This window comes from Pantoea sp. YU22 (genome assembly GCF_003970755.1).
Classification (GTDB): Bacteria; Pseudomonadota; Gammaproteobacteria; order Enterobacterales; family Enterobacteriaceae; genus Pantoea; species Pantoea piersonii.
This window is the reverse complement of record NZ_RYDU01000008.1, coordinates 204,234-211,729: the sequence shown is the minus strand read 5'-3', so window position 1 is coordinate 211,729 and position 7,496 is coordinate 204,234. Positions and strand designations below refer to the sequence as shown.

Below are 7,496 nucleotides of genomic sequence, written 5' to 3'. Positions count from 1 at the left end.
AACAGATGTCACCGACAGAATATGAAAACCAGTATTATCAACGGCTCGGAAGTGTCTAGATTATCCGTGGCGATTCACTGGATTGAAGCCAGGTCAGAATCAGAGTTGGTGCCGTTCTGAGCTTGAACAGTTAGTTCACGAACGCGCTGTAAATTGTTGTTGATTTCTGATAGTGCGCCTTCAGTGGTCTGCGCCAGTGAAATACCGTCATTGGCGTTACGAGCAGCCTGAGTCAGGCCATTAATGTTTGAGGTGAAACGGTTTGCAATTGCCTGACCAGCAGCGTCATCTTTAGCGCTGTTGATACGAAGACCAGAAGACAGACGCTCAATAGAAGAAGACAGAGCAGACTGATTCTTGTTGATGTTGTTCTGAGTGATCAGCGAGAGGCTGTTGGTGTTAATTACTTGAGCCATGGTAAAAGTTCCTATTAATCAAGTCATTTGGTTAAGGTTTGGGCTTAAACCCCTTCGGCTTCAGCGCCGTCATACCTACTATCGTCACCCCCCAGAAAAACTTTAACTTCCTTTTTATTTCTTTTTCCAAACTCAAGTTTGGCGGGGGGATTGCATCAGGCAGCCTGTCAACCAGGCATCTTTGTTAATCGGCACGTTGAGTTATTTATTTAATCATTTTGGATAATGCCTAGGTGGGGTCAAAGGTGGGGTAGAACGTGAGGTTAAGGGTGAGGTAATCAGGCTTTATCCGTTTCCGGCGATCAAGAAGGCGAATGTGGATAGGCCAGCTTGCTTTGCAAGCGACACTTCCCGTATGCTGGTGAAAAGTAATGAGAGATTTACTTTAATGACTCGGGGTGCCCCTTTAATACAGGGCTGAGATACACCCGCTGACCTGATCTGGATAATGCCAGCGTAGGGAAGTCAGATGCCTGACCGCATTCGCCTTCTTGTTCGCCGGTTGGGAGTAATGATGATCCACCAACCTCAACGCTTTTCCGACGCGCATTTCGCGCCCGTTCTCGCCCGTTTCGTTCAGCAGCAGCCGCTGGTGCACTGTATGACCAACGATGTCGTGCAGAACTTCACCGCCAACGTATTGCTGGCGCTTCACGCTTCGCCCGCGATGGTTATCGACCCTGATGAGGCCGCGCAGTTTGCCGCGATAGCCGATGCGTTGCTGATCAATGTCGGCACGCTGACCCGTGACCGTCGCGATGCGATGCTGGCGGCGGTACAGGCCGCTGAGGCGTCACAGACGCCCTGGGTGCTCGATCCGGTCGCGGTCGGCGCGCTGCGGCTGCGCACTGAATTCAGCCAGCAACTCCTTGCGCGGCGACCTGCCGCGGTGCGTGGCAACGCTTCTGAAATCCTCGCGCTGGCGCAGCAGAGCGTCGGCGGGCGTGGGGTAGATACGCAGCATCAGGCGGAAGCGGCGCTGGAGGCGGCGCGCAGCCTGGCGAAGCGCGCGCAAACGCTGGTCGTCGTCAGCGGCGAGGTCGATTACGTCACAGACGGGGATACGACCTTGAGCGTACCCGGCGGCAGCGCGCTGATGACCCGTGTGGTGGGCACCGGCTGCGCGCTTTCCGCCGTAGTGGCGGCCTTTTGCAGTTTGCCCGGCGAACGGCTGCACAACGTCGCCAGCGCCTGCCGCGTGATGGCGTGCGCAGGTGAACGCGCCGCTGCACAGACAGGCGCGCCGGGCAGCTTCGCCACGCTGTTTATTGATGCCTTATGGCAGCTGGCACAGGAGGCGCGCGCATGAAGCGTATCAACGCCCTGACTATTGCCGGAACCGACCCCAGCGGCGGCGCAGGCATCCAGGCCGATCTCAAGGCTTTTTCAGCGCTCGGCGCCTATGGAACCAGCGTCATTACCGCGCTGGTGGCGCAGAATACCTGCGGCGTGCAGTCGGTCTATCGTATCGATCCGGACTTTGTGGCGGCACAGCTCGACTCGGTGCTGAGCGACGTACGCATCGATACGGCGAAAATCGGCATGCTCTCGGAAACCGCCATCGTGCAAAAAGTGGCGGAAAAGCTGAAACGAGCCGACATCCCCTTTGTGGTGCTGGATACGGTGATGGTGGCGAAAAGCGGCGATCCCTTACTCTCGCCAGATGCGATCGCCAGCGTACGCGAGCTGCTGCTGCCGCAGGTGTCGTTAATTACGCCGAACCTGCCGGAAGCGGCCGCACTGCTTGAGTGCGCGCCAGCGCGCAGCGAAGAGGCGATGCTGGAGCAGGGCAACGCGCTGCTGGCGCTCGGCTGCCAGGCGGTGCTGATGAAAGGGGGGCATCTTGGCGACAGCGAAAGCCCGGACTGGCTGATCACGCGCGAGGGCGCGGAGCGCTTTACCGCGCCGCGCGTCAACACGCGCCATACGCACGGCACCGGTTGTTCGCTCTCTGCCGCGCTGGCGGCGCTGCGCCCGCGTCATGACAGCTGGGCGCAAACGCTGCGCGAGGCGAAAGCGTGGCTGCAACAGGCGCTGATGCAGGCCGATACGCTGGAAGTAGGCAAAGGCATCGGGCCGGTGCACCATTTTCATCGCTGGTGGTAGGGCAGAACGCCCTGGAATGAGAAATCTTGCTACGGATCCGTCTGAAAAATGGAGTCAGCAATTTGCGTCGTGATGCTGCGACGTTCAGGCTGTGGTGGCTCGCGCCGGTCTGCGCCGGCGCATCACCTCTTTTCTGACAGGAGTTAACATGACGGACATCGTACAGTTACTGGGCCAGGACGCGGATTCTCTTCTTCAGCATCGCTGTCTGGCCCTGCCCGCGGAAAACCTCTATTTGCCCGGCCCCGATTATGTCGATCGCGTGATGATCGACAATAACCGTTCGCCTGCGGTGCTGCGTAATATGCAGACGCTATACAACACCGGCCGCCTTGCGGGCACCGGCTATCTGTCAATCCTGCCGGTCGATCAGGGCGTGGAGCATTCGGCGGGCGCCTCCTTTGCCGCCAACCCGCACTATTTCGATCCCAAACATATCGTTGAGCTGGCGATTGAAGCGGGCTGTAACTGCGTGGCGTCAACCTATGGCGTGCTGGCCTCGGTGGCGCGCCGTTACGCGCACCGCATTCCCTTTATGGTGAAGCTGAACCACAACGAAACCCTGAGCTATCCGACGCAGTATGACCAGACGCTCTATGCCAGCGTCGAGCAGGCGTTCAATATGGGGGCAGTCGCCGTCGGTGCCACGATCTATTTTGGTTCCGAACAGTCGCGCCGCCAGATTGAAGAGATCGCCGCCGCTTTCGAGCGCGCGCACGAACTGGGCATGGTCACGGTACTCTGGGCTTATCTGCGCAATAACGATTTCAAAAAAGATGGCGTGGACTATCATGCCAGCGCCGATCTCACCGGCCAGGCTAACCATCTGGCGGCGACCATCGGCGCGGATATCGTCAAGCAGAAGCTGGCAGAAAATAACGGCGGCTACAAGGCGGTGAAGTTCGGACATACCGACGAACGCGTTTACAGTACCCTGACCACAGACAACCCGATTGATCTGGTGCGCTACCAGCTGGCGAACTGCTATATGGGCCGCGCCGGGCTGATTAATTCCGGCGGCGCGTCGGCGGGCGAAACCGATATCGCAGAATCGGTGCGCACCGCGGTAATCAACAAGCGCGCGGGCGGCATGGGGCTAATCCTGGGGCGCAAGGCGTTTAAAAAGTCGCTTAAGGATGGCGTGGCGCTGATTAATGCGGTGCAGGATGTTTATCTCTCTAAAGAGGTCACCATCGCCTGATTAAACCCGGCTTCGCCAGGGGTTTAAGGGGTCTGGATAAGGTGTTTACGGATCCTGCGACGAAGAGATGAAAAAGGCCAGCGGACGCTGGCCTTCTTTATTATGAGATTACAGCGACTCAAACCACTCGCTGTTGCGCTCGGCAATGGGCGTAATGGAGAAAATCATCTCCTGCAGATGACGGCGCATTGCTGCTTCGGCAGCGTCGGCATCATGATTTTTTAACGCCGACAGAATCTCCTCGTGCTGCTCTATCAGGCTGTCCGGCGGCGAGACTTCGCTCAGCGTCAGGAAGCGCACGCGGTCCATCGCCGCTTTGATATTTTCTACCGTCTCCCACGCCAGCGCGCAGTTAATGCTCTCGGCAATCAGCCGATGGAACTCATCGTCGAGGCCCAGAAACGCCTGGCTGTCCTGACGGCTGGCCGCCATTTTCTGCAGCTGAAGATTGTGCTCCAGCGTCATCAGCGCCGCAGGTTCAATCTCCAGCGCCGCACGCCGCACGACCGAAACCTCTACCGCTTCGCGAATAAACCGGCCATCCGCTACGCGGCGCGCAGAGATTTTCCGTACGAAGGTGCCGCGCTGCGGCAGTACCTGCACCAGACCCGCCTCTGCCAGCTTGATAAAGGCTTCACGCACCGGCTGGCGCGACACGTTAAACCGGGCTGAAACTTCTTTTTCTGACAGCAGCGAACCCGGCTGGATGACGCAGGTCACGATATCCTTCCGCAGATAACGATAGATCTGCTGGTTAACCGGTTCGCTGGTGGTAATGGTATAGGCGATTGACATGCGGCATATCCGTATTACGGCTGGCCGTAGCCAGCCCGTTGGGAAAGTGTCAGTCTAATCAGCGCGCTGCGACTGCGCCAGCGCTTTTGATACTGAACAATTACAGCGAATGGACAATCTGCGCCACGGTGGCGCGTGCGCCATGCTCGCGCAGCTGCAGCCAGAAGCGCGTCAGCGTGGCGACGACTTCCGCATTCTGCGCCAGATCTTCGCCAAATACCGCTTTCATCCCCAGCAGCGCTTTCACGCGCGCTTCGCCTTCGGCGCTGGCAGCTACGCGCTCCGCCAGCTCCGCTTTCAGCGGATCGCGGATCTCGATTGGCGCGCCTTGCTCATCCACGCCGCCGACATAGCGCATCCAGCCCGCTACGCCCAGCAGCAGCAGGTCGCAGTTGCTGCCGTTGCGCAGGTGCCAGCGCACGCTGTCGAGCAGGCGCTGCGGCAGCTTCTGCGTGCCGTCGGTTGCGATCTGCCAGGTGCGATGCTTAATCGCGCGGTTTTCGTAACGCGCGATCAGCGAGTCGGCGTAGGCGGTGAGATCGACGCCCGGCGTGCGCAGCGTCGGCGCCTGCTGCTCAAGCATCAGCCTGCGGGCGGCGGTGCGCAGGCTGGTATCGGCCATACAGTCGCTGATGTATTCATAGCCGGACAGGAAGCCGAGATAAGCCAGAAAGGAGTGGCTGCCGTTAAGCATCCGCAGCTTCATCTCTTCAAACGGCAGCACGTCTTTAACCAGTTCCGCACCCGCCTGCTCCCAGGCTGGCCGTCCGCTGACGAAATTATCCTCGATGACCCACTGGAAAAAGGGTTCCGCTTCGACCGCGACCGGATCGCTACAGCCGAGGCGTTCGGCAAGCTGAGCAAAGGCGCTGTCGGTCATCGCCGGAACGATGCGATCGACCATGGTGGAAGGGAAGGTGACATGCTGCTGAATATAGTCCGCCAGCGCGCCATCCTGCCGCTGCGCCAGCTGTACAATCACATTGCGCGTGACGTGGCCATTTTCCGGCATATTGTCGCAGGACATCACGCTGAACGGCGGCAATCCCGCGTCGCGGCGTCGGCGGATCGCCGCCAGAATCAGGCCCGGCAGCGAACGCGGCGCATCGGGATGGGCCAGATCGTGCTGGATATCGGGATGTTCATGGTTGAGGTCGCCGCTGGCGGGATGATGGCAGTAGCCTTTCTCTGTTACCGTCATAGAGACAATCGCCACGTCCGGCTGGCTCATGGCGGCGATGACCGCCTCAATGCCGTCGCCTTTGCCGTGCAGCGCTGAAGTGATGACGCCGATGACCCGCGTATTTAGCGAGTCGTCAGCCATTTCCGTGAGGGTATACAGGTGATCCTGCTGACGCAGCGCCTGAATCAGCTCGCCGCTGTTGAGGTTGACTTCACAATAGCCCCAGTCACTGCCCTGTTCCGCCAGCTTGTCGCTGCACAGCGCCTGGTGCGCGCGGTGAAAAGCGCCGAAGCCAATATGCACCATGCGGGTTTTCAGTTTGCTGCGATCGTAGCGCGGGCGCTGCACGTCGGCGGGAAGGCGATCAATCTCTAACATAGTCCGTCCTTATGGCAAACGGGGCGTCCTGCGCCCCGTGATTCAGTCATGTAAAACGTTCTGCTTATACCGAAACCGGCTTCTTGCTCGCTTTCGGGCTGCGGATAACGAACAGCACCAGGAAGGCGCCAACGGCGGCGACGCAGCCGGCCAGTACAAAGGCGCTGTCAAACTTGCCGGTATGCTGCACGATAAAGCCGGTGACGATCGGGCCGATGATGCCCGAGAGGCTGCCTACCAGATGAATAAAGCCGCTGATGCTGCCGACGCGGCTCTTGTGCACCACGTCCTGAATAATCGCCCAGTAGATGGCCCCGGTGATATAGAGGAAGAAGATCGATATCGACATCATCATCACTGCAGAGTTGACCTCTTTTACCGTACCCGCCAGTGCCACACAAACGGCGGCGGCGAACAGTGAGACCACCAGCACAATTTTACGGGACAACAGTAACTTGCCGGTAATATTGAAGATCTTGTCTGAGATCCAGCCGCCCAGCGCCAGACCGACGAAGCCGACAATCCACGGGATCATGGTGGTGATCGACATCGATTTAATATCGAGGCCGTGCGCCTGCACCAGATAGGCCGGGAACCAGCTCAGGAAGAAGAACAGAATATAGTTGTAGCAGAAGAAGGCGAAGGCGGTGACCAGAATAATCGGCTGACGCAGATAGTAGCCGAAGCCGTGGGACGCCTGTGCCAGATCCGCTTCTTCGCCCGGCTGCTCGGCTTTCAGTTTATCAACCAGCGCGCGCTCTTCATCCGAGACATGCTTGCTCTTTGCCGGGTTGTCTGCTGAAACGAACAGCCAGATCCCCATCCATACCAGACCAATCAGGCAGATAATAACGAAAGCCGGACGCCAGCCGAAGGCGAGAGCGAGGTAGCCGATAATGGGGCCCGCTACCGCGCCGCCCAGCGGCGAACCGGCGCTCAACAGGCCCATCGCGGTGGCGGCCTGTTTTTTCGGGAACCAGCCGTTAATCGCTTTGTTGGCTGAGGCGCAAATAGGGCCTTCCGCCATGCCGAACAGTACGCGCAGGATCAGCATCGACCAGAAGCCGGTCGCCAGCGCGGTCATGCCGCAGAACAGCGACCACATGCCAACCGCCAGGCCAAGCACGATTTTCGGGCCAAAGCGGTCAGTGGCGACGCCGCCGATGAAGTTGAACAAGGCATAGCCGAAGAAGAAGCTGCCGAAGATCATGCCGAACTGTTCGGCGTTGATCGCCAGATCTTTTTCTACCAGCGGCAGAGTAAGGGAGAGGGCGACACGATCGAGGTAGTTGATCATGTAAACAAGAAACAACAGCAGTACAATTGTCCAGCGCAGATTTTTAAACATAGTGGCTCCAACGCTTTTTTATAGTGATAGTAGGCCGGCAGCGCGCTGCCGGCTGAATCCCCGGTGAGG

Annotated in this window: 6 protein-coding genes, 1 pseudogene and 1 riboswitch; of the genes and pseudogenes, 3 read left to right on the top strand and 4 right to left on the bottom strand. The window is 58.7% G+C overall.

Features of this window, described 5'->3' with window-relative positions; all coding sequences use genetic code 11:
* Positions 1–77: 77 nt before the first annotated feature.
* Positions 78–416 (bottom strand): annotated as a pseudogene (locus EKL29_RS13735) (flagellin FliC); the annotation flags it as partial.
* Between the two features lie 384 nt (positions 417–800).
* Positions 801–896: riboswitch (TPP riboswitch) on the top strand.
* 34 nt (positions 897–930) lie between these two features.
* Between EKL29_RS13735 and thiM the strand changes: the two are divergent.
* The 3 genes from thiM (at position 931) to fbaB (ending at position 3,723) form a co-directional block, all read left to right on the top strand.
* Positions 931–1,725, top strand: a complete 795-nt coding sequence (gene thiM, locus EKL29_RS13730) for a hydroxyethylthiazole kinase (protein WP_271152885.1) — start codon at positions 931–933, stop codon at positions 1,723–1,725.
* On the top strand, positions 1,722–2,522 hold the full coding sequence (thiD, locus tag EKL29_RS13725; RefSeq protein ID WP_120453244.1) for a bifunctional hydroxymethylpyrimidine kinase/phosphomethylpyrimidine kinase: 801 nt from the start codon (positions 1,722–1,724) through the stop codon (positions 2,520–2,522). Before thiM ends, thiD begins: the two co-directional genes overlap by 4 nt.
* Before the next feature lie 148 nt (positions 2,523–2,670).
* Positions 2,671–3,723 carry a class I fructose-bisphosphate aldolase gene (fbaB, locus tag EKL29_RS13720; protein WP_033750266.1) on the top strand — a complete coding sequence of 351 codons (1,053 nt, stop codon included), beginning with the start codon at positions 2,671–2,673 and terminating at the stop codon, positions 3,721–3,723.
* Positions 3,724–3,831: 108 nt separating this feature from the next.
* Here fbaB and EKL29_RS13715 read toward each other — a convergent pair whose 3' ends face one another.
* From EKL29_RS13715 to EKL29_RS13705, 3 genes are all read right to left on the bottom strand, one after another.
* A complete protein-coding gene (locus EKL29_RS13715; RefSeq protein ID WP_120453246.1) occupies positions 3,832–4,518 on the bottom strand; it encodes a GntR family transcriptional regulator in 687 nt (228 codons plus the stop codon).
* 100 nt (positions 4,519–4,618) lie between these two features.
* Positions 4,619–6,079 carry a mannitol dehydrogenase family protein gene (locus tag EKL29_RS13710; RefSeq protein WP_126689971.1) on the bottom strand — a complete coding sequence of 487 codons (1,461 nt, stop codon included), beginning with the start codon at positions 6,077–6,079 and terminating at the stop codon, positions 4,619–4,621.
* 64 nt (positions 6,080–6,143) lie between these two features.
* Positions 6,144–7,427, bottom strand: coding sequence for an MFS transporter (locus EKL29_RS13705; protein ID WP_120453250.1), 1,284 nt, complete (start codon positions 7,425–7,427; stop codon positions 6,144–6,146).
* Between the last annotated feature and the right edge of the window lie 69 nt (positions 7,428–7,496).